At 31.1% G+C, this 22942-nt stretch carries 19 protein-coding genes; 12 read left to right on the top strand and 7 right to left on the bottom strand.

The annotated features are described in order from the left end of the window. Positions 1 to 477 (bottom strand): 30S ribosomal protein S7, encoded by a 477-nt coding sequence (gene rpsG / locus BM549_RS09080; RefSeq protein ID WP_013869046.1) that lies wholly within the window; start codon positions 475 to 477, stop codon positions 1 to 3. 23 nt (positions 478 to 500) lie between these two features. Then, on the bottom strand, positions 501 to 875 hold the full coding sequence (gene rpsL / locus BM549_RS09075; RefSeq protein WP_013869047.1) for a 30S ribosomal protein S12: 375 nt from the start codon (positions 873 to 875) through the stop codon (positions 501 to 503). Positions 876 to 1054: 179 nt separating this feature from the next. Here rpsL and BM549_RS09070 point away from each other — a divergent pair, with 179 nt between their 5' ends. The 10 genes from BM549_RS09070 to rlmB all read left to right on the top strand — a co-directional run bounded on the left by BM549_RS09070 (position 1055) and on the right by rlmB (position 16670). Next, complete coding sequence (locus tag BM549_RS09070) at positions 1055 to 2749, top strand: POTRA domain-containing protein (RefSeq protein WP_290469986.1); 1695 nt, start codon at positions 1055 to 1057, stop codon at positions 2747 to 2749. 112 nt (positions 2750 to 2861) lie between these two features. After that, positions 2862 to 5972, top strand: coding sequence for a SusC/RagA family TonB-linked outer membrane protein (locus tag BM549_RS09065; protein WP_290469985.1), 3111 nt, complete (start codon positions 2862 to 2864; stop codon positions 5970 to 5972). A gap of 3 nt (positions 5973 to 5975) precedes the next feature. Further along, positions 5976 to 7499, top strand: a complete 1524-nt coding sequence (locus BM549_RS09060; protein WP_290469984.1) for a SusD/RagB family nutrient-binding outer membrane lipoprotein — start codon at positions 5976 to 5978, stop codon at positions 7497 to 7499. 14 nt (positions 7500 to 7513) lie between these two features. Then, positions 7514 to 8386: a hypothetical protein gene (locus tag BM549_RS09055; protein WP_290469983.1), complete on the top strand. Its 873-nt coding sequence runs from the start codon at positions 7514 to 7516 to the stop codon at positions 8384 to 8386. 8 nt (positions 8387 to 8394) lie between these two features. Continuing rightward, on the top strand, positions 8395 to 9420 hold the full coding sequence (locus BM549_RS09050; protein ID WP_290469982.1) for a hypothetical protein: 1026 nt from the start codon (positions 8395 to 8397) through the stop codon (positions 9418 to 9420). Between the two features lie 238 nt (positions 9421 to 9658). Continuing rightward, entirely contained in the window at positions 9659 to 12709 is a 3051-nt protein-coding gene (locus BM549_RS09045; RefSeq protein WP_290469981.1) for a TonB-dependent receptor, read from the top strand. 12 nt (positions 12710 to 12721) lie between these two features. After that, complete coding sequence (locus BM549_RS09040) at positions 12722 to 14149, top strand: RagB/SusD family nutrient uptake outer membrane protein (RefSeq protein ID WP_290469980.1); 1428 nt, start codon at positions 12722 to 12724, stop codon at positions 14147 to 14149. 13 nt (positions 14150 to 14162) lie between these two features. Continuing rightward, the gene (locus BM549_RS09035; RefSeq protein WP_290469979.1) at positions 14163 to 14948 is read left to right on the top strand and encodes a hypothetical protein; all 786 of its coding nucleotides are present in this window, start codon (positions 14163 to 14165) and stop codon (positions 14946 to 14948) included. Positions 14949 to 14977: 29 nt separating this feature from the next. Further along, positions 14978 to 15856, top strand: coding sequence for a hypothetical protein (locus BM549_RS09030; RefSeq protein WP_290469978.1), 879 nt, complete (start codon positions 14978 to 14980; stop codon positions 15854 to 15856). 79 nt (positions 15857 to 15935) lie between these two features. Beyond that, a complete protein-coding gene (rlmB, locus tag BM549_RS09025) occupies positions 15936 to 16670 on the top strand; it encodes a 23S rRNA (guanosine(2251)-2'-O)-methyltransferase RlmB (RefSeq protein WP_290469977.1) in 735 nt (244 codons plus the stop codon). On the opposite strand, the gene BM549_RS09020 is transcribed toward rlmB, so the two are convergent. Continuing rightward, complete coding sequence (locus BM549_RS09020; RefSeq protein ID WP_290469976.1) at positions 16665 to 17429, bottom strand: rhomboid family intramembrane serine protease; 765 nt, start codon at positions 17427 to 17429, stop codon at positions 16665 to 16667. The two genes, rlmB and BM549_RS09020, sit on opposite strands and share 6 nt — an antisense overlap. Positions 17430 to 17539: 110 nt before the next feature. Here BM549_RS09020 and BM549_RS09015 point away from each other — a divergent pair, with 110 nt between their 5' ends. After that, positions 17540 to 18817, top strand: coding sequence for a replication-associated recombination protein A (locus BM549_RS09015; protein ID WP_290469975.1), 1278 nt, complete (start codon positions 17540 to 17542; stop codon positions 18815 to 18817). Here the strand turns inward: BM549_RS09015 and BM549_RS09010 are convergent. The 4 genes from BM549_RS09010 to radC form a co-directional block, all read right to left on the bottom strand. After that, on the bottom strand, positions 18814 to 19632 hold the full coding sequence (locus BM549_RS09010) for a hypothetical protein (RefSeq protein ID WP_290469974.1): 819 nt from the start codon (positions 19630 to 19632) through the stop codon (positions 18814 to 18816). The genes BM549_RS09015 and BM549_RS09010 overlap by 4 nt on opposite strands. A 12-nt stretch (positions 19633 to 19644) precedes the next feature. Then, positions 19645 to 20331, bottom strand: a complete 687-nt coding sequence (locus BM549_RS09005) for a YjjG family noncanonical pyrimidine nucleotidase (RefSeq protein WP_290469973.1) — start codon at positions 20329 to 20331, stop codon at positions 19645 to 19647. Further along, on the bottom strand, positions 20321 to 21622 hold the full coding sequence (locus BM549_RS09000; protein WP_290469972.1) for a polysaccharide deacetylase family protein: 1302 nt from the start codon (positions 21620 to 21622) through the stop codon (positions 20321 to 20323). Before BM549_RS09000 ends, BM549_RS09005 begins: the two co-directional genes overlap by 11 nt. Positions 21623 to 21691: 69 nt before the next feature. Further along, positions 21692 to 22390, bottom strand: a complete 699-nt coding sequence (gene radC / locus BM549_RS08995; RefSeq protein WP_290469971.1) for a DNA repair protein RadC — start codon at positions 22388 to 22390, stop codon at positions 21692 to 21694. 108 nt (positions 22391 to 22498) lie between these two features. Between radC and BM549_RS08990 the strand changes: the two genes are divergently transcribed. After that, positions 22499 to 22942, top strand: coding sequence for a DUF1569 domain-containing protein (locus BM549_RS08990; RefSeq protein ID WP_290469970.1), 444 nt, complete (start codon positions 22499 to 22501; stop codon positions 22940 to 22942).

Raw genomic sequence — 22942 nt, 5'->3', positions numbered from 1 at the left:
TTAAAATCTAAAGTGAGAGAATGCTTTATTTGCTTCAGCCATTTTATGAGTATCTACTCTTTTCTTAACCGCTGCACCTTCTTCTTTAGCTGCTGCTAAAACTTCTGCTGCTAAACGTTGAGCCATAGATTTTTCGTTTCTCTTTCTAGAAAAGCTAATAAGCCACTTCATAGCTGTAGAAACCTTACGGTCTGCACGTATTGGGTTAGGAATTTGAAATGTCGCTCCACCAACTCTACGACTACGTACTTCTACGTGAGGCATAACGTTAGATAAAGCATCTTTCCATACTTCTAATGCTGTTTTTTCTTCGTCTGTTTTCTTAGACTCTACGATATCAATTGCATCGTAAAATACTTTAAAAGCTACTGACTTCTTTCCATCCCACATCATCATGTTAACAAAACGAGTTACTAACTGATCGTTAAAACGTGGATCTGGTAAAAGCGGTCTTTTTTTCGCTGCTCTTTTTCTCATGTCTTCTTCTTAAAGTTTTAAAATTACTTTTTAGGGCGTTTAGCACCATATTTAGATCTACGTTGCGTACGACCATCAACACCTGCGGTATCTAATGCTCCACGTACAATGTGGTATCTAACTCCTGGTAAATCTTTTACCCTTCCACCTCTAACCAATACTATCGAGTGCTCTTGTAGATTGTGACCTTCTCCACCAATGTATGCGTTTACTTCGTTACCATTTGTTAAACGAACCCTTGCTACCTTACGCATTGCTGAGTTTGGTTTTTTAGGTGTCGTTGTATACACACGAGTACACACACCACGTCTTTGCGGACAAGAATCTAAAGCAGCCGATTTACTCTTCTTGGTTATTTTGGCTCTTCCTTTTCTTACTAATTGTGAAATTGTTGGCATATATATTTATATATAAATTTAATTGACCTCTTCTAAGAGGGCTGCAAAGGTAGAAATTAATTTTTGAAATTCAAACCGTAAAAGATTAATTTTCAATAGTTTTTTAAATTTATCTTACAGTCTATATTATATGGAAAGTTTTTGCGTTAGATTTACATCTCTATATAGAACAAAAATTCGTGCACAAATATACACCTATCTTAATTATTAGTCTTTTAATATTCTCTTCAGAATTAATTGCTCAAAATTTAAATTTAGAAATAATTGGATCTAATGATAAGGAAACCGAAATAATTAAAAATTTAAATTACAATAAAACTCATATAGATTACAAGAGTGTTTTAAATGAGATAGATTCTCTACAAAATAGAGTAACAAAATCTGGTTACATAGAAAATAGCATTTTTGCTTTAACTAAATTAAACGACAGCACTCATCTTTCAAAAATACATTTAGGAAATAAGTACGAGGTCATTCACATTTATTTTGAAAAAAACCAAATAACATCTCAATCAATCAAATTAATTACAGATAATATTTTTGATTCTTTTTTTGTTATTCCTTTTGAAGAAGTAGAAAACACCTTATCCTTTTTAAATAAAGACATTGCAAATCAAGGCTTCCCTTTTACCAAGTTAAAATTATCTGATATAAAAATTAATGATGAAAATATAATTTCTGCAAGATTAATAATTAATAATGGAGAGTCTAAAAGAGGCTTAGACAAAATAATTGTTAAGGGCTATGAAAAATTCCCTAAGTCTTATTTAAAAAGATTTTTAAAAATTAAACCGTCTAAGACTTTTAACATAGACGCCATTAAAAACAAAGTAAACTCATTAAATAATTTACGTTTTGCTAACCAAATAAAACCACCAGAAGTTTTATTTACTAAAGACTCCACACAACTTTATCTATATATTGAAAAAGCAAACAGCAATACTTTTGATGGCTATTTAGGTTTTAGCACAAATGAAAATACAAACAAGTTAGAGTTTAACGGGTATTTAGATTTACAACTTAACAATAATTTCAACTATGGTGAGTCCTTAAAACTCCTTTATAAAGCGAATGAATTAGAACAGAAAAAATTTGAAATCAACATCAACCTCCCATATATACTAGGCTCACCTATTGGAACAGAATTAGAACTAAATATTTTTAAACAAGATAGCACATTTAATACTGTGAACCAGAAAGCAAAATTATTTTACCAGCTAAATGCTAAAACTAGAGTTTTTATAGGCTTAGATGCTATTGAATCAAACAATCTTTTAGAGAATACAAATACAACTCAAATAAATGATTATAATGCTAATTTCTATACCATAAAATATGATTTTGAAAATAGAAAAACCGACAACACAACGTTTCCAGTAAAATCTCTTTTAAAAGTCGAGCTTGGATTTGGGTCCAGACAGTTTAATAACACTAATGAAAAACAAACTAGAATAGTTTCAGAATTACATCATATTTTTAATTTAAACCAAAACAATAGTATTTTTCTAAGATTAAATGGCGCATTACTAAACTCAAAAAACCATCTTGAAAACGAATTATTTAGATTTGGTGGTATTAACTCGATAAGAGGTTTTCAAGAAAACAGTCTTTTAGCAACACAATACGGAGTTTTAAATACCGAATATAGATATCGATTAAGCAATTCTATTTACGCACACACTATTATAGATTTCGCAACATTAAATAACAAAATAGATAATATAAAAGAAAACCTCTACAGTTTTGGTGTTGGTTTTGGAGTTACAACCAAAGCTGGTTTATTAAAATTTAATTACGCCAATGGAAAAAGTGAAAACCAACAATTTAAGCTGAATAATTCAAAAATACACTTGAGCTTAACCTCTGTTTTCTAGCAATTTCCAAAAAAAACATTAACAATATATTAAACTTTAACTCTTTCAATGTAGGTTTTCTCCTTAATTATTAAGAAATTTAGCATAAGACTAATTCAAATCAAAAATCAACATGAAAACAAAGTTTAATGGAATTTTAACGCTTTTCCTAGCGTTTATTGTGCAACTTTCGTTCGCACAAGAAAAAACAATTTCCGGCACAATAACCGATGAAACCGGATTACCAATGCCTGGAGTAAATATTGTTTTAAAAGGAACCAGCAATGGTACACAAACAGATTTTGATGGTAACTATAATATTGACGCAAGTAATGGCGACATATTAGAGTTTACTTTCATTGGCTATTTGTCAAAAGAAGTCACTATAACAGATGATAGCACAGTTAGTTTCGCTATGGAGCCAGATGTAGCAGCATTAGATGAAGTTATTGTCACTGCAGTTGGTATTAAAAGAAAACCAGATGAGATTACCACTGCTTATGAAAACTTAAAATCTGATGAAATTGTAGCTGCAAACAACCCGGATGCAGTACAAGCTTTAGCTGGTAAAGTTTCAGGATTACAAATAAATACTGTTAATACAGGTGTTAATCCTGATACACAAATATTACTTCGTGGTACCAGATCTCTTTCTGGAGACAACTCTGCATTAGTTGTAATTGATAATGTAATTTCAACCGCTGGTATATTATCTGATTTAGATCCTGAAATCATAGAATCTATAAACATTTTAAAAGGTCCAAACGGCGCAGCTCTTTATGGTTCTCGAGGCGGTAATGGAGTTGTTGTAGTTACAACAAAAAAAGGATCTAAAGAAAAAGGAAAATTAAATATTAGCCTATCTTCTACAGTAACTCTAGAAGAAGTTGCTTTTTTACCGCAATTACAAGATCGATACGGTAAAGGTTATTGGGGTGAAATAGATGCGTTCGATCAAGGCTCTTGGGGACCAGAATATGATGGTTCAATTCAACCAACCGGTTTACCTTATCCTACAATAACAGACTTTAGATACAATACATATGAATTTAAAGAAGACAATATTAAAGACTTTTTTAACACAGGTGTAACATTACAAAACACATTATCACTTTCTGGAGGAGATAGCGAAGGTTTCTTTTCTTTATCTGCTAACAAGAGAAAAACAGAAGGCTTAATTCCAGAAGATGAATTTAAAAAAGACTTTTTTGCTTTAAGCGCAGGAAAAACATTTGGAAAATGGTCTATTTCTGGAAATGCTAGATTTACAAATGAAGATACAGAAGTAACCTCTGCAATTTTTGATAGTGATGGCACTACATTATTTGGAGGTGCATATAGCCAACTCTCTCAAGTACCTAGTGATGTAGATGTAACACAATTTAGTTCTGGTAGTAATAGCGATCACTGGACAGCTTTTGGAAACAGTCCATATTGGGTAGCACAAAACCAAAGAACAAATACAGAAAACTTTAGATCTGATCTTTCTGGTGAATTATCTTACAAGTTCAATGACAACATTAGCACATTAATTAGAACCAATATTGTTACTAATAGCTCAAAAGGTATCAGGTATAATAATGATTATACTTCACCTTACACAGTTACAGGAGATGGAAGAGACATTCAATCATCTTTAAGAGTTACAAGTTCTAGAGACAGAAGACTATATACAGATTTAATTACAAATTTTAATTATCAATTAACTGAAGATATAGAATTAAAATCTTTAATAGGTTTTAATGCTACAGATTATGAGTTTTCATCTCAAACTGCATTTGGAAGACAATTAACTTTACCAGGTCTTTATACTGTTGAAAACATATCTGGAGGTACAGTTGATACAGATTTTGCTACAAAACAAAGACAACAAGCAATATTTGCAAATGTAGATTTAGGTTATAAAGATTATTTATTTTTAAACTTAACAGGTCGTCAAGAATGGGATAGTAGATTACAATCTCCAGGAAGAGAAATTGGTGACATTGGCTTCTTTTACTGGTCTGCCGGTACAGCATTTATAGCTACAAAAGCATTTCCTGAATTAAAAAGTAAAGCTTTAAATAAATTAAAAATTTCTGGTGGTTATGTAAAAGTAGCAAACATTTCTGCTTTAGATGCTCACGATTTATATGATACAGGTTTTAGACCATCAGCATTTCCTTACCCAAGTGGTGTAAATTCATTTTTAATACCTTCATCAACATTTGATAATAATATCGAACCTGAATTTATTAATACCTACGAAGCTAATATAAATTTAGAGTTCTTAAAAAAAGGAGGTATTCCTAGAATTACTTTAGACGGTAGTTATTCTTTTTACACTAATGAAAACCAAATACTTAGCGCATCCGTATCTAGTTCAACAAGTGTATTTAGCGCAGGAGTTAATGTTGGTGAAACAGAAACTAAAGCCTATGAAGTTGACTTAGGGCTAGTACCAATTAAAACAGATGATTTTAGATGGAATGTAAACTTTGGGTATGCTTCACAGAAAACCATAGCTAATAAAATTACAGAAGATTCAGATATTTTAGGATCTGGCTCTCCTGGTATCTACGCAGTACAAGGTGAAGAATTTCCATTAATAAGAGGTAGCGCATATGAAAGAGACGATCAAGGTCGTGTTATAGTTAATGCTAATGGAGAACCTCAAGTAGCTTCAGGATTAAAAGTATTAGGTAAAACAACTCCAGATTATATTTTAAATTTCGGTACAGAATTTACTTACAAAGGCTTCAAACTTAGTGCTGTTGCAGATTTTAGAACAGGTCATGTATTCTATTCAAATATATACAACAACCTTACAGGTCAAGGACGTAGTTTTGTTACAGCAGAAAATGGAAGAGGATATTTTGTGTTTCCAAACTCAACAGTAGAAGGTTCTGGAGTAGCAAACACCAATGTTTTAACTGGACCTTCATACGGTGGACCAAGCGAATATGCTCAATACCAATCTTTCGTACAAAGTGATGCTTTCACTGGTGTAGACGAAAATTTTATTTTAGACGCTACAGCATTTAAACTTAGAGAAGTGGCACTAAGTTATACACTTCCTAATAAATTTTTAGAAAATACATTTATAAATGGCTTAGCAGTTGGCTTAAGCGGTAGAAACTTACTAACTGTATTACCTAAAGAAAATAGAGGTTATAATGATCCAGAAATTGGTTCAGGTATAGGTGGATACGCACAAACTCCTCCAACACGATTTTATTCAATGAATGTAAAACTTAACTTTTAAAAAATGAAAAAGATAAATATATTAACCAAGTTACTTTCATTAGCAGTAGTCCTTTTTGCATTCTCATGTGACGATGTATTAGTTAATGAAGACCCAAATGGAGTTGTAATAGACGAGCTTCCTCCAGAAGTTATACTTCCAGGAGCGCAAACGGTTCCTGCAGCAACATTAATGACAACCATGAACGAGCTAGGAAATACCATGATTGCTACTTGGTCTGGAAATGCTCAACAAGTTCAAGCACCTTATTTTGAAGAGTTTCAATATCAACTTTCAACAGATTTTTATAGTGGTGTTTGGGATAATTTAATGGCTAGAACAGGAAACTTAACGCAAATTATAAATAGTGAAAATCCTGGGAATTACGATTATTTTAAAGGCGCTTCTAAAATTTATAGAGCGTTTTATTTTCAGTATCTAGTAGATCTTTATGGAGATATTCCATTTTCTGAAATCCATCAACGTGGTGACAATCTGTTCCCTACTTACGACAGCCAAGAAGAGGTTTACATGGGCCTTATTACTCAAGTTAATAATGCTATAGAGCAAATTAACAATACAAATGAAGACACTGTTATTTCAATGGGCACCAATGATGTTATGTTAGGTGGCAATATGACGCAATGGATTAAATTTGCTAATTCATTAAAATTAAGAATGCTATTAAGAATTAACGATTATGCTCAAACTAATCCTGAAATGCAAGCCTTTGTAAATAATGAATTTGCTTTATTAAACCAAACTAACGCAGAGTTTTTAGGCAGTGGAGACAATGTAACTATTAATCCAGGTTATACAGACCAAAGTAATAGAATGAATCCATTTGTTGAAGTGTTTGGTTATGACCCTAATGAGTTTGGTAATTCAGGAAGTCAAACTTTCTCAAATTTAAGAGCAGGACCAACAACTTTTCTAGTTGAATTTTTAAACGGTACAACTACTGGAGTAACAGACTCAAGACTTCAAAGTCTTTACGCAACTAGAGGAAGTCAAACTGTGATACAAGGAAACACTCAAGGCGGCGAAGAGCAACCATCTAGAATAGGTCCTGGTTTACTAATGTCTCCTTCTCAGGATGGTTACATTATGACTGCTTCAGAATCATTATTCTTACAGTCTGAAGCTGTGTTTAAAGGTCTTTTAACTTCTGGAGATGCTAAAAGCCTTTTTGAAAGCGCTATAGAGTCATCATTTTCAAGATTAGGAGCAAACTTAGGTACTTATTTAAGTGATATAAATATGGTAAATGGTATTGGCTGGGATGGCAGTACAAATAAATTAGAAGCAATTATTACTCAAAAATGGATAGATTTAGGCGGTACAAATGGTGCTGAAACTTGGATTGAATATACAAGAACCGGTTTCCCTAGTAACATGCCATTACCAGATATTTCAAATAGGCCAAATAGACCTTTAAGATTACTATATCCAACCTCAGAATATTCAGGAAACTCTGCAAATGTAAACCCATACGGTCAAACCGTAGACACCGCATTTAATGAAAATATATTTTGGGACGTCAACTAATAAAAATAAAAAAAATGAAAACATTTAAAATTTTATGCCTAAGCCTTATTAGTGCGTTTTTACTAAACTCTTGTTTAGTTGATGATGACGTACAACAATTAGAAGGTGATTTTGCAAACACACCATACGTTGTTGGATTTAGAAATTCAACATCAACCACTGCTTTTTTAACAGATGGAAGTACACAAGTTTTTAAACAACCTGTAGATTTATTAACTGGTTCTAATTTTTCATCAACACCAGAAATAACTGTAACTTTTGACGTAGACCCATCAAGTACAGCTGTTGCTGGTACAGATTACGATTTTGTTTCAAGCAACTCTTCAGCTACAATAGAAGCTAATAGAGATTTTGGAACTATTGATATTAATGTTTACACAGAAAATATTGATGTTTTAAATCCAAAAACTATTGTTTTAAAATTAACAGATACCAACGTTGGTGTTATTGGCCAAAATGGAGACGAAGACTTAGAAGAAGAATTTGAAACCGTTACCATTAATTTAGGAGGCGTTTGTTTTTCTAATGCAGGCGGAAGCTTTGATATTGTAGTAACAAGACAATCAAACGGTCAAGTCTATAACTTTTTTAACGAAACAATTACACAAACTGATGAAGCTACATACTTAACAGAATCTACGGGTAGATTTAGTGCTCAACCAGGTGGAATTGATTTAACAGGACCACCAAATAATGCTACAAGAAATGGTTTTGTATTTACAGAAAATTGTGGTGTAATTACAATAGAATCGCAACCATTAGGTGCTACTTTTGGAGGCAATCCAGTTAGTGGTTCTGGAACAGTTGATGATGCTACAGGAAATTTATCTATGACTGTAGTTGTAGGATCAGATGATACTTACGATGTAGAATATATTAAGCTTTAAAAAACAACATGATGAAAAATATAAAATATATAATAATACTCTTGTTCGTAGCAGCTTTTAATTATGCCTGTGAAAATGATGATTCAATTGAACGTAGAGGAAAACCAGCAATAACTGTATTAAATAAAACAGTAACAGTAACAGAAGGAGAAACAGCAACATTTGATTTAGAAGTTGACTACGCTGTAGCAAACCCAATTAACATAAGAATAGATGTACTTGATGACCAAGGAAACCCATTAGTAGTAACCTTACCATCTGGAGCTCCAGACTCTGGAAATGGACTATATGATTTAGTAACGTTAGAAGACGTATTTGTACCATATAACACTTGGTTTGAATCTGGTTACTTTCAATATGGATACACTGGAGGAACTGGCTACATAGCTAATTTCCCTGCTGGTCAAACTAGCTTACAAATAAATATTGAAACACTACAAGATTTTATTCCTAACGATACTAAGATTGTTAATTTAAAATTTACTTCTACTAATTTACTAGAAGCAACAATTGATGAAGTTGTTTCAATAAATATAGAAAACTTTGTTAGCAATAGTTTAATTACCCGTTTAGATTGGTCGGGAGATTACCTAGACAACGGTATTAATCCATGTGATGGAGACACAGCATTAGATTTAGATTTAGAATTATACTACAACGGAGCTTTTACAGACTTTAGTTATTCTGAATGCCCCGAAGAATTAACAATTTTAGACACTGATCCTGATGGGACCTATGAAATTGATGCAAGTTTCTGGACTAGTAATGGGAACACATCCTCTACAATAACAAATATTCCAACAACAATCATTTTCACAAAACCAGGAATATTTTATCAAGAAGTAGATATATCAAGTGTATTTCCTTTAGCAGATGGAGGACTTTCAGATGGAAATCCTTCAGCAATAACAACATTTACCGTTACAAAGAATGGAACAACATATACAGTAACAGACAGTAATAATACACAAGTAGCACAAGGAAGAAATTCTAATTATAGAATTTCTTATAAAGATAAGTTGAAACTTAAATAAAAAACTAATATTTTAAATAAAAAAAAGGTTGGAGTCATTCTCCAGCCTTTTTTTTATTTAATATACAGTTTAATTTAAATTAATATTTAATTAACAAGAGCGTAATTCAAATATTAAAATAAAATCGGCCGTAAACGTGCATATATTGTATAACAATTGAAATATTTATGACAAAAAAGTTGGTTAATTAACTTTTTATTATGATTTTTGGCACAGACTAATTCAAATAAAATATAAAATGAAAACAAAGTTTAGTGGAATTTTAACGCTATTACTAGCGTTTGTTGTGCAACTATCGTTCGCACAAGAAAAAACAATTTCAGGAACGATTTCCGACGAGACCGGATTACCGTTACCTGGAGTAAATATTGTAGTTGAAGGTACAGGTAATGGTACTCAAACAGATTTTGATGGTAAATACTCAATATCTACGAGTACTGGAAGTGTAATAAACTACTCTTTCGTTGGTTACAAAACAGTTACTAAAACTGTAGGATCTGCAAACAACATAAGTTTTGGAATGGAGATTGACGCTTCAGGCTTAGACGAGGTAGTAATTGTTGCCTATGGTAGTGAGAAAGCTTCAAATGTAACATCTGCGATTTCTGTAGTAAAAGCTGAAGCAATAGAGCAGGTTCCTAATGCATCATTAGACCAAGTTCTTCAAGGTAAAGCTGCAGGTCTTAACATCCAAACTAGTTCAGGACAACCTGGTGCCAGTGGTACTATCCGAATCAGAGGAACAAACTCTGTTCAAGGTAATATTGAGCCACTTTTCGTTATTGATGGTGTACCAGTTAACGAAGACAACTTTAGAAGTTTAAACTCAAATGATATTGAGTCTGTATCTATATTAAAAGATGCCTCTGCATCGGCATTATATGGAAACAGAGCTGCGGGTGGTGTAGTAATTGTTACTACTAAAAGTGGAAAAAAAGGTTCTGGTACTAGAGTACAATACAGATCTCTTTACGGTGTTTCTGAAAACATTGATCCAAATTTTGAATTAATGAACTCTCAACAATACCTAACTTTAAGAAGAGCAAATGGTTTCAACTCTTTTTCTGATGCTGAAATTGAAGCTTTATCTAATCAAACAAATACAAAGTGGGAAGATTTTTTCTTTAGAACAGGAAAAACTTTATCTCATGAAGTAAATATTTCTACGGGTGGTGAAAATTCAAGTTCTTATAACTCTATTGCGTATTTTGATCAAGAAGGTGTTACTAAAAGAAGTAACATTAAAAGATTTACATTACGTTCTAATACTTCATCTAATTTAAATGATAGATTAAGTGTTAATACTAACTTAATTTTAGGTTATACTAAAAATAACTTTTCTTCAAATCCAGGAACTGGTCAATTAGACAATCCATTTATAAATGCATATATTGGTAATCCAGCATTAAATCCATACAACCCAGACGGGACTTTAGATTTATATGGAACTGGAGACACTGGATTTGCTAACTCTCCAATTGTTGCACTTAACCAAGCTACATTAAACACATCTAGTATTGATGAATTAAAAATAGTTGGTAGAGTAGCTGCTAATTTAGAAGTTGTAGATAATATATCTGTTGGAGGTTCTGTAGGTATGGATTTTGAACAACAAAAAACCACTACCATTGTAACTCCTGGAAGTTTAAGAGGTATTAACGATGCTACAGACATTAACTCAATTAATAAAGGTAGTTATGGTGAAGGATATACTAGAACTATTGGTATTAACGTAAACTCAAATATTTCTTATAAAAATGTTTTCAACGAAAAGCACGATTTAGAAGTATCATTATTTACAGAGTATTTTAAAGAGCACTTTGACCGTTTTCGTTATACAGGTTATGGTTTAGATCCAAAATTAATAGGATCTGGAAATGCAATTACTCCTGGTCTTTCTACAGAACAAGATGGAAATGGAGACGACCAATATTATTACATACCAGATATTTCAAACTATGCTGCAACAAACGGTACTGTAGTTACAACTTACGATTCTGGTTTATTTTCATATTTTGGAGTAGTTAAATATGACTATGATAATAAATATGGAGCTCAAGTATCTTTACGTCGTGATGCATCATCTAGATTTAACAAGACAAACAAATGGGGTACTTTCTACTCTATTTCTGGTAAATGGAATATTCATAACGAACCATTTATGCAAGATAGTAACTTATTCTCTGAACTAAAATTAAGAGGTAGTTACGGTACAACAGGAAACGATGAAGCTGCTGCAAGATTTGGCTCATTTAGTCTTTACACATTAGGTACTGGATATAACGCAAGTAATGGATATTTCTTAAATCAAATTGAAAATCCAGATCTTAAGTGGGAAACAGTTGTTCAAACTAACTTCGGTTTAGATTTTAGAATGGTAGATAATAGATTAAATGGTACTATTGATGTATACAAAAAAGTAACAGAAGATTTATTCCTTAACCAACCTCTTTCTAGAACTTCTGGTCAACAGTCTATTGCTGCCAATGTAGGTGAAATGGAAAATAAAGGTGTTGAACTATCTTTATCTTATGATTTAATTAGAAGCGATGATAGAAAAGGATTTAACTTATCTGTTAATGGTAATGTTGCATTAAATGAAAATAAAATTATCAGTTTAGTTGGTGATGGTTTAATTGAAACTGGACGTACAGTTTTATCTGAAGGTGATGCATTTGGTTCTTTCTATGCAGTAAGATGGGCTGGTGTAAATCCTAATAATGGATCTCCATTATATTTAGACAAAGATGGTTTAATAACAGATACTTATAGTGATGATGATAGAGTAATTTTAGACAAGTCTTTTATCCCTAAGTACACTGGTGGTTTTGGTGTTGATATGAGCTATAAAAACTTCTCACTAAATACATTATTCTCTTTTGCTGCTGAACAATACAGAAACAATGGTAGTATTGCAGTTGTTGAAGATCCAAGTTTAATTAGTATTTCTAACCAATCTGTATCAATTTTAAATGAATGGCAAACACCTGGACAAGTAACAGATATTCCATCATCTGCTTACGGTTCAACACGTTTACTTTCTACAGATAGATATATCGAAGATGCTTCTTTTTTAAGACTAAGAAACGTAACATTATCTTACAGCTTAGATAAAGAAATTTTAGAGAGAACAAAATTATTTACTGGTATTAGAGTTTATGCTCAAGCACAAAACTTATTAACTTTCTCTAAGTGGAGAGGTTTCGATCCAGAATCTAACATAAGCTCAACATTCTTTGAATTCCCTACTCCAAGAACTTTTTCTGTAGGGTTTGATGTAAACTTTTAAAAAAAAATGAAAATGAAAAAAATAAAATATATAATTACGACTTTTTGTCTCTTTGCTTTATTCGCTTGTAATGATGCTACAGAGATATTACCTGAAGATAACATTAGTGAAGAAAATGCATTTGCTACTGTTGATGATTTAGTAGTAGGTATGAATGGAGTATTTTCTAACTACTTCCCAGAAGCAAATATTAGATTCTCTTCAATATTTACAGATGATACTAAAATTGGAGAAGACTCAGGAAATCAAGAAGATAATTTCCATAACTGGACTTTAACATCTTCTACAGGTAACGCCAATTCAATTTGGATTAACAGTTACTTTTTAATTAATAGTGCAAATCGTTTAATTCAAGCTGCTTCTACTATAGCTCCTAGTGCAGATGAAGTAGATACATATAATAACATTTTAGGTGAGTGTTATGCTCTTAGAGCTTTAGCTCATTTAGATTTATTATCGTTCTATTCAACAGATTTCGAAGCTAATACACCAGCAGTTCCATACATTGACTATGTTGTATTATTAGACCAACCTGCAAGAAACACTTTCGGTGAGGTTGCAGAAGGAATTAAGAATGATTTAATAACTGCTGATGGATTTATAGATGAGTCTATTGTTGATAAAACTAGAATAACTAAAGATTTCCTTAAAGCTGTTCGTGCAAGATTAGCACTATATGAAGGAGATTATGCTACTGCTGAAACATTATCTGGACAATTAATAGCAGATTACCCATTAGCAAATCAACAACAATACCTTGATATGTATAATGCAGATGACGAAACTGAAGTTATCTTCAAGGCTGCAAGAGTACAAGGTGATTTTATAACTGGAGGTATTTGGATGTTTACTAATAATGGTGGTTCTTTTATTGAAGTATCAAATGAACTAGTTAGTATTATACCTGCTGGAGATGTTAGAGATTCTGTAATTTGGACTAATGTAGACGCTACAGGAACAGTTGACACTCAAGAACGAGTAAATAAGTATCCTGCCGGAAGTACTTCTGGTGTAAATTACTTAAATGATATTAAAGTATTTAGATCATCAGAAATGGTATTGATAAATGCTGAAGCTAAAGCTAGAAAAGCCGGTCCAGATTTTGCAGGTGCTGCTATGATGGTTCAAAGTATTAGAGATGCACGTACTGGGTCTACTGGAACTCCTCCTAATTATACTTCGGTTAGTGTAGCTATGGAAGATATTTTATTTGAAAGACGTTTAGAATTAGCTTTCGAAGGACATAGATATGTTGACTTAAGAAGAACGAGAAGTATTACTAATTTAGGAATTGAAAGGTCTTCTGATTTAGGTGATTGTGAAAGTAATGTTACTCCTGAGTGTACATTATCTCCAATAGACCCAAGATTTACTTTACCAATCCCTAATACAGAATTAGATGGTAACGCTAATATCTCACAAACACAAGGGTATAACTAAAAAAAAAAGAAAAATGAAAAATATTTTTAAACTAATTGTATTATCACTGTTTTTGTATTCTTGCGGTGATTTTGAACCAGTAATTTATGATGAATCAAACGTTGGAATTGGTTTCAACACAGGTTCTACTAATGCTGTTGTTACACCTTCAGGAACTGTTGTTACAATTCCTGTTGAAGCAACAAACATAACTAATACAGACAGAAGCTTTAATGTTTCTGTAGATACAGAAGAAGAAATTGACCCAGAAACTACAACAGGATCTGCTGCAGACTATACTGTTGGAACAATCACAATTCCTGCTGGAGAGTTTCAAGGTAATTTAACAGTAACTTTTGGTAACTATGATAACTTACCAGATTTAATTACTCAAAAGTTAGTACTTGACTTAGATTTGCCTGCTGGAGTAGGTGTTATTGGTAGCGACACTACTGAAATTAACTATATTAAAGCAGTTATATGTAATGATTTAGTTTTAACAATTAATGAAGATGCGTATGCAGATGAAAGAGATTGGAACATAACAGATAGCGATGGAAATATTGTTGTTCAATGTTCTGACTTTACAGATTGTCCTGGAGGTGCTCCTTCTGGTTCAATACCTGCTGCTCAATATGTTTATGACATAACTTTAGAAGATGGGTGTTATACTTTTAACATCACAGATTCTTTTGGTGATGGACAATTTGATGGTAGTATTACTGGAGGATATTCTTTAGAATGTTCTGTAATTACGCATGCAGCAAACACAGGGAACTGGGGTGCATCAGATAGCACAGATTTTTGTGTTAATCCTTAATGATTACAATAATTAAAAAATTAAATACAATGAAAAAATATATTAAAATAGTTGCATTATTTTGTGTTACAGTATTTTTATTTAACTGTAACGAAGATGACAACTACGTTTCTCCAGATACAAGTTCTGGATGGGTAGAATTTGCTGGAACTGCTACAACAACAGGACAAACTTCTCCATTGGTAACTATTCCTTTAAGTGTAAATGTACCTGTGTACAGAGATGGTTTAGACATTTCTTATACTATTACACCTGTAGAAGGTGATTACACTCAATTTATTAGTGGTGGTGCAACGGGAACTGCTTTCGCAAACCCTGCAGATTATTCTAGAACTACTACTATTGATTTAGAACTAATGAATATGGAAGAAGGTAGAGATTTTGTAACATCTTTTGATATTACTTTAACTGCAGTTAGTGGTCAAAATGTATCTTTAGGTCTAGACGAAACTAGTGTTCTTGTGCATAGAGTTACAATACCTTGTTCTAATCCAGAAAGCATTCCTGCTACTTACTTTGTAGGAGATTATGCTATCTCTGATGTTGCTGCTACTATTGGACCAGGAAATGGGACTGAGAACTTTGCTGCTGGTACAGTAACTTTAAGTGTAGATCCAACAGATCCTAACAAAAGAGTTTTTACTGCTAGTGTCTTACCTGCTTTTAACGCGCAACCAGAAATTGTTGTAATAGAGTTTAGCACAGATAATACAGCTAAATTAGATGGCTTTGTTGATCCAGGTTTAGCTTGTAGTGCAGCAGGACCATACATCTTTACAGCTTCAACAGGAACTAATAATCCTTGGGATATTTGTAATGATCAAACAATTACCATTCAATACACAGAAGATCCTAATGCTTCATGTGGAGGTCCTTTTGCATCTTCATTTAGCTTAACAAAAATCTAATTTAATTAGATAATTATATTTAAAGAGGCTGATTTTATCAGCCTCTTTTTTTATACCATAATTTTTATACCTTTGGCACATGGAAAACAACACGCAAGTATTTGGACTTAGAGCAATAATTGAAGCAATAAATTCAAATAAATCTATTGATAAAGTTTTTTTACAAAAAGAACTTAAAGGCGAATTATTTAATGAGCTAGTTCAGCTTATTAAAAAAAACAGCATAAATTCATCTTATGTTCCAGTAGAGAAACTTAATAGGTTAACTAAAGGAAATCATCAAGGTGTTGTTGCGCAAATATCACCTATAGCGTTTCATGATTTTGAAACACTAGTAGATAATACTATTGCTAGTGGTGTTACTCCCCTATTTTTATTACTTGACCAATTAAGTGATGTAAGAAATTTTGGTGCTATTATTAGAACTGCAGAATGTACAGGTGTACATGGTATAGTAATTCAAAAAAAAGGTGGAGCTCCTGTTAATGGAGATACCATTAAAACTAGTGCTGGTGCTGTATTTAAGGTTCCTATTTGCAAAGTTGACCATATAAAAGATGCAATGTTTCATTTACAAGCTTCAGGAGTAAAGGTTATAGCCGCAACAGAAAAAACTAATGATACTGTTTTTGATGTTTCTTTTAAAGAACCATGTGCGATTGTAATGGGTAGTGAAGGTCGAGGTATAAATCCATCTGTACTAAAATTAGCAGACGCAAGAGCAAAACTACCGTTATTAGGAGATATAGAATCTTTAAATGTATCTGTTGCTTGTGGTGCTTTTTTATATGAAGCTATAAGGCAAAGATTATAAATCGGTTTTACTTTTATAAATATAGTTTACTTCTTGTGGAGTATTAGATTCATCATTCTTATTAATAGAAAGTTCATCTAATGTCTCTTCCTCTAAATTTTCAATAAAGTTTCCATTTTCGTCAAAATGACGTAAAAATTCATCATCATCTTCATTATACGAAGGTTCTTCCCAAACATATTTTTTAGGTTTAGCAATTTGTTTTCTAAATACTAAAGCAAATAGCAAACCTGTAATTAATCCAGCTGTATGTCCTTCCCAAGAAATTGTATTGTCTATAGGAAATGCATACATAAACATACTTCCATAAATAAATATTACACCAAGCGACAAAGCTATTAATCTATAATGTTTTGCAAATATTCCTTTAAAAAAATTAAAACTAAAAAGTACATAAATTAAACCACTAGCGCCTATATGGTAAGATGGCCTTCCTATTAACCAAGTAATAAAGCCAGAAATAAGCACACCGTATATTATAACCTTAAACGCTATAGGCCTATAAAAATAAAAAAGTGCAGAAGACAATACAAATAAAGGAATAGTGTTTGAATAAAGATGCGAGATCCCAGAGTGTATAAACGGACTAAAAATAATGCCTTTTAAACCGCTTACATCTAGTGGCAAAACACCAAATTTATTAAACCTTAATCCAAATCTTATTTCAATTGCAAATACTAACCAAATAAGTAAAACAAATAGAATAGGATATAGAATTACATCAATCGAAAATTTAAATGAATCTGTAGAATCTTTCATTATGATAATATAACAAATAACTTTCCAAGTTAATAATATGGAAATAATGTCAGTAAAAAAATAAAGATACTAACATCTCTAATTGAAAAAAAATAAAGTAATTTTACAATATGAACATACCTTTAGCCGAAAGATTAAGACCTAAAACACTTGAAGATTACGTAAGTCAATCACATTTAGTTGGTAAACAAGGTGCACTTACAAAACAAATAGAGCAAGGTCTTATTCCTTCTATAATACTTTGGGGACCACCAGGAATTGGTAAAACAACATTAGCCAATATTATTGCTAATGAATCTAAACGACCTTTTTATACTTTAAGTGCAATTAGCTCTGGAGTAAAAGATGTTAGAGAGGTAATAGAAAAAGCAAAACAAAGCGGTGGACTATTTACTACTAAAAACCCTATTCTTTTTATAGACGAAATACATAGATTTAGCAAGTCTCAGCAAGACTCACTTTTACAAGCCGTAGAAAAAGGTTGGGTAACTTTAATTGGTGCTACTACTGAAAATCCAAGTTTCGAAGTAATACCGGCTTTATTGTCTCGCTGTCAGGTATATATATTAAATGCATTTGAAAAAAAGGATTTAGAGTTACTTTTACAGCGTGCTATTGAAAAAGATGAGTATTTAGTCAACAAAAAAATAAACATTAAAGAAACTGAGGCTTTAATTAGAATTTCTGGTGGAGACGCTAGAAAATTACTTAATATTTTTGAATTAGTTGTTAATGCTCAAAACAGTGATAATATAACTATTACAAATAAAGATGTTCTAGACAAGGTACAAAACAATACCGTGAGATATGATAAAACTGGAGAACAGCATTATGATATTGTTTCTGCTTTTATTAAATCTATAAGAGGTAGTGATCCCAATGCCGCTGTTTATTATTTGGCTAGAATGGTAGAAGGTGGCGAGGATGTAAAATTTATTGCACGTCGCATGTTAATTTTAGCTAGTGAAGATATAGGTAATGCTAACCCAACAGCTTTAGTTATGGCTAATACAACTTTTCAAGCAGTTTCTACTATTGGATATCCAGAATCACGTATAATTTTAAGCCAATGTGCAACTTATTTAGCTTGTTCACCTAAAAGCAATGCCGCTTACATGGCAATTGGTAATGCGCAACAATTAGTAAAACAAACTGGAGATTTATCTATACCATTAGCCATTAGAAATGCACCTACAAAACTCATGAAAGAGATTGGGTATGGTGAAGATTATAAATATTCTCACAATTATGAAAACAATTTTGTAGCTCAAGAATTTTTACCAAAAGAGATTAGTAATACACAATTATATAATCCTGGCAACAATGCAAGAGAACAAGCACAAAGAGAATTTTTAAAAAAAAGATGGAAAGAAAAATATGGCTATTAAAATTTAATATCTATAGCTTTAACCTCTAAATTATTATTTATAAATTGAGATATTACCCAGTTACTATTTAACTTATAGATTATAGCATCTTGATCTTTTACTATGTAAACGTTTTTTTTTCCAGAATTATAAATAGTATAAACTAATTTTGGTGTTTTATCTACTAATTGAAATCCATTATTAATTTTTTGTGCATATAATGTATGCTCTTTACTATCTAAAGTATTATTTACTGGCTCTTTAATAGTTTTTAAGTCTTTATTGACTTCAACTTTTTCTTCTTTATTTTCTTTTAATTGTTTAATTTCTTTTTTTAATTGTTCAATTTCAGAAATTGTTTTTTCTGTTGGGATTTCTAAATTATTATTACCAAGTGTGTTAGAATTATTATACTTGTAATTAATTGTAGCAAAATGATTAAAAGCATTTCTAAGCGCTTCGTTATATGCAGACTTATATTCTTTTCTTCTAGATTCTCCTTCTGGAGTTGTGTAAATTACTTGTCCGTTGCAATTTTTAAGTTGGACTTTAACTTTAGTTTTAAACATGCTTTTGCTTTCAATAATTCCTGCTTGCAATGCTAAACATCTATTACTTTTTAAATCTTCTGGTAAAGTTTTATTTTCTAAATATGCATTAAACTTGTATTTATTAAATAAAAATTCTGATAATGAATTAAGTTGATATTTATCTGCTTCGTTTAAAAAATCGTATTTAATTGGGACTATAACATATTTATAATCATTTAATCTACTTTGAGCAAAGTTTACTGAAGTAATAAAAATTGCTATTACTATTAATATCTTTTTTATCATTTTAATTTTATTTTAAAGGAATTTTTTAATTTCTAATAAATGATTTACATACTTAATATTACTATCAAGTGTTTCATTATGGTAGTTAAAGCAAATAGCATCTAGACCCATGTTTAAAGCTCCTAAAATATCTGCTTCATAATTATCGCCTATCATAATACCATTAGAAACATCTACATTAGCAAGTTTTAATGCGTGGTCAAACATTTTTCTGTTAGGCTTTTTTACGCCCACCATTTCACTGTTGGTTACAGTTTCAAAATAATGAGAAATATTTGCCTTGTTTAATTTATGTTGTTGTACTTCCTCAAAACCATTTGTAATTATATGTAGCTTATATTTAGGTTTTAAATAGTCTAACAGTTCTATTGTACCATCAAAAATATGATTATGTGTTGTAAGATATAAAATATAATCTTGCGATAAGGTATGTATTTTATCATCTTTCACCAGTACTTGCATTGCATTAAAAGTATCTTTTAACCTACCATAACGCAAGTTTGCTTTATCAACTTTTTCTTCTCTATATAGTTTCCAATATTTTAAATTAATAGGTTGATAGTGGCTTAAAAACTCATTTAAATCTACTTCAATTTTATTTCTTTCAAATATTAAATTAAAAGTAAGTGCAGAATTTTTATCAAAATCCCAAAGTGTATGATCTAAATCGAAAAAAACATCTGTAATCTTATTTTTCATTTTCTGTATTTAATATAATATTAAAAAGTGCTTTAAAATGCTTCCAGGTATTTGTTTTACTAAATGTATAATTATGAAAAACAGGAACAAACATACCGTTAACTTTTTTTACTTCGGAAGTGATTTGCTGTAAAATCATTTTTTTATCTAACAACGACTGGTGTTTAAGTAAAGCGTAGTCTAAAACATGATACGAATAGACTTTTAATGGCGTTTGTATTTCGTAATCTAAATCGTAGAAAAAAAATGGTGTACAAGTTCCTGCTCTAAATCCAACTTCATTTATATAACCCATTGTATAATCTTCTAAAATTTCTAATTCTACTAAATTTCTATAAGATTCTGGTAAATTTAATTTTGAAAAAGAATGCCTAGAGGCTAATAGTGAGGTGTTAATTATTTTCTCTATTCTTAATTTTTCGGTTTTTAAAATCTTAATATTATCAAGAGCGAAATATGAAGTTTTTAAACCAATACTACTATAATCACTTACTTGTTTTATAAGGGATACAAAAGGTTGTTTTTGAAAATTTATATTTTTATCAAAGGTCGACAAGTCACCTATTAAGAAGAAAAATATAAATTTAAATTTACTATTTTTTTGTCTGTTTATAATATATTTAAACGTATCATAAGGATCTTTTTTTAAACCAAAAAGCACAGAATACCTAATGTATAATTGTTTTAATTTAAAGCTAAATAAGTCTTTAAAGGAACCTCCAAAAGTCCTCATTAAACCTTTATATTTAAATAAATAGGCGCTTGGAACATCAATAACAGGCTTTACTGTATATTGTCTTTCTTTAAATTCAAAATTTGGAAAATGAGATTGTAACAGCCTTTTAAATTTGTATGCCCAGATATCTACAACCGGTTGTTTTAAAAATTTATTCTTGTAAGCAATACTTTCGGCTGCTGTAAACCGACCAAAATCATCTTTTACGTGAGGTAAATATTCTTCATATCTACTAAGCAAATAAAAGGTTGCTGCAAAAATATCAAACGGTAAAGCACTTTGTTCTCCATTTGCAAAAAAACACTTAGTATCTTCCCAATCACTAACATTAATATCTAAATCGTTTATACCTTGCTCGAACAATAATTCTTGAGAGCGAATAAACAATTCATGACTTAAAGGTTGTCTTGTATAAGATATTTTTAAACTTTCATGCGCTATAAAATCTTCTACTTTAGTTGTAAACTCAACTGGAACACCAATTATTCTATTACAAATTTGTTTAAAAGTATAACGTAATCGTGGTGTAATTTTATGTGTGTAAACTAAAAGCATAGATTGAGGCAAACTCAAGAAATAAAAGTGAGAAAATTTTTATTAAAAAGTTGCTATTAAATTTTAATTTTAAAGTATAGATTCGTCTGCAAAGCTAAAATAGCTATTTTCGGTTATAATTAAGTGATCTAAAATTTTAATATCTAAACTTAGCGCGGCAGTTTTAAGCTTTTGCGTTAAATTTTTATCTGCTTGACTAGGTTTTAATGTTCCTGAAGGATGGTTATGAACCAAAATTAAACCCACTGCTCCAACCTCTAACGCTATTTTTAGTGCCAAACGCACATCGACTAATGTACCAGTTATACCACCTTTACTTAATTGATTTTTTTGTATAATTTTATTAGAGTTATTTAAATAAATAATCCAAAACTCTTCGTGTGGCAACTCGCCAATTTCTGGTTGCATTAATTCGAATACAGATTTACTTGATGTTATTGTTTTTCGCTCTAAGGCTTCACTCCCACGGCGTCTTCTTCCTAACTCTAAAGCAGCTAATATTGTTATTGCCTTAGCTTCACCAATACCTTTAAATTCCATTAATTGCTTAATAGAAAGCCTACCCAACTCGCTCAAATTATTTTCTGTACTAGCTAATATACGTTTACATAATGCCACTGCACTTTCTTCTCTGTTTCCAGAGCCAATTAAAATAGCTACCAATTCTGCATCACTTAATGCAGCTTTACCTTTATATAAAAGTTTTTCTCGTGGTTGGTCGTCTTGAGACCAATTTTTAATAGAAAATGAAGTAGATTTTTCACTCATTTTATAAATCTACATCTTTTTTTTTATTTATACTTTTTAATACTCAAAGTCTCGAATTAAAACAGATAAATTATTGTAACTTTAAAATTCAATTTTTTTTAAAAAATTATGGAGTCAATTTTTAATACACAAACTGTAAATTCAATTTTTAATCGTATCGATAAAATTGATAAAAATACTCAAGCTATTTGGGGTAAAATGGATGCCGCACAAATGTTTTATCACTGTCAAGGTCCATTAAATATAATGCTTCAAAAAAAAGATTACGGTCTTAAACCTAATTGGTTAATGAAAATTTTAATAAAAAAATCGTTGTACAGCGATGCACCATACCGAAAAAATTTACCAACAATTCCGGCTTTTAAAATTGTAGAACCTAAAGATTTTAAAACTGAAAAAAAAGCATTAGTTGAATTGGTAAAAGAATTGTACACACAAAAAGGAAAAGAAAGTTGGGAGCCACATCCTGTTTTTGGTTACTACACCAATGAGCAATGGGCAAAAATGCAATACAAACATCTTGACCATCACTTAAAGCAATTTGGTGTATAA

Source organism: Lacinutrix sp. MedPE-SW, from assembly GCF_001874145.1.
Classification (GTDB): Bacteria; Bacteroidota; Bacteroidia; order Flavobacteriales; family Flavobacteriaceae; genus Lacinutrix.
This window is presented reverse-complemented; position numbering and strand designations above follow the sequence as displayed.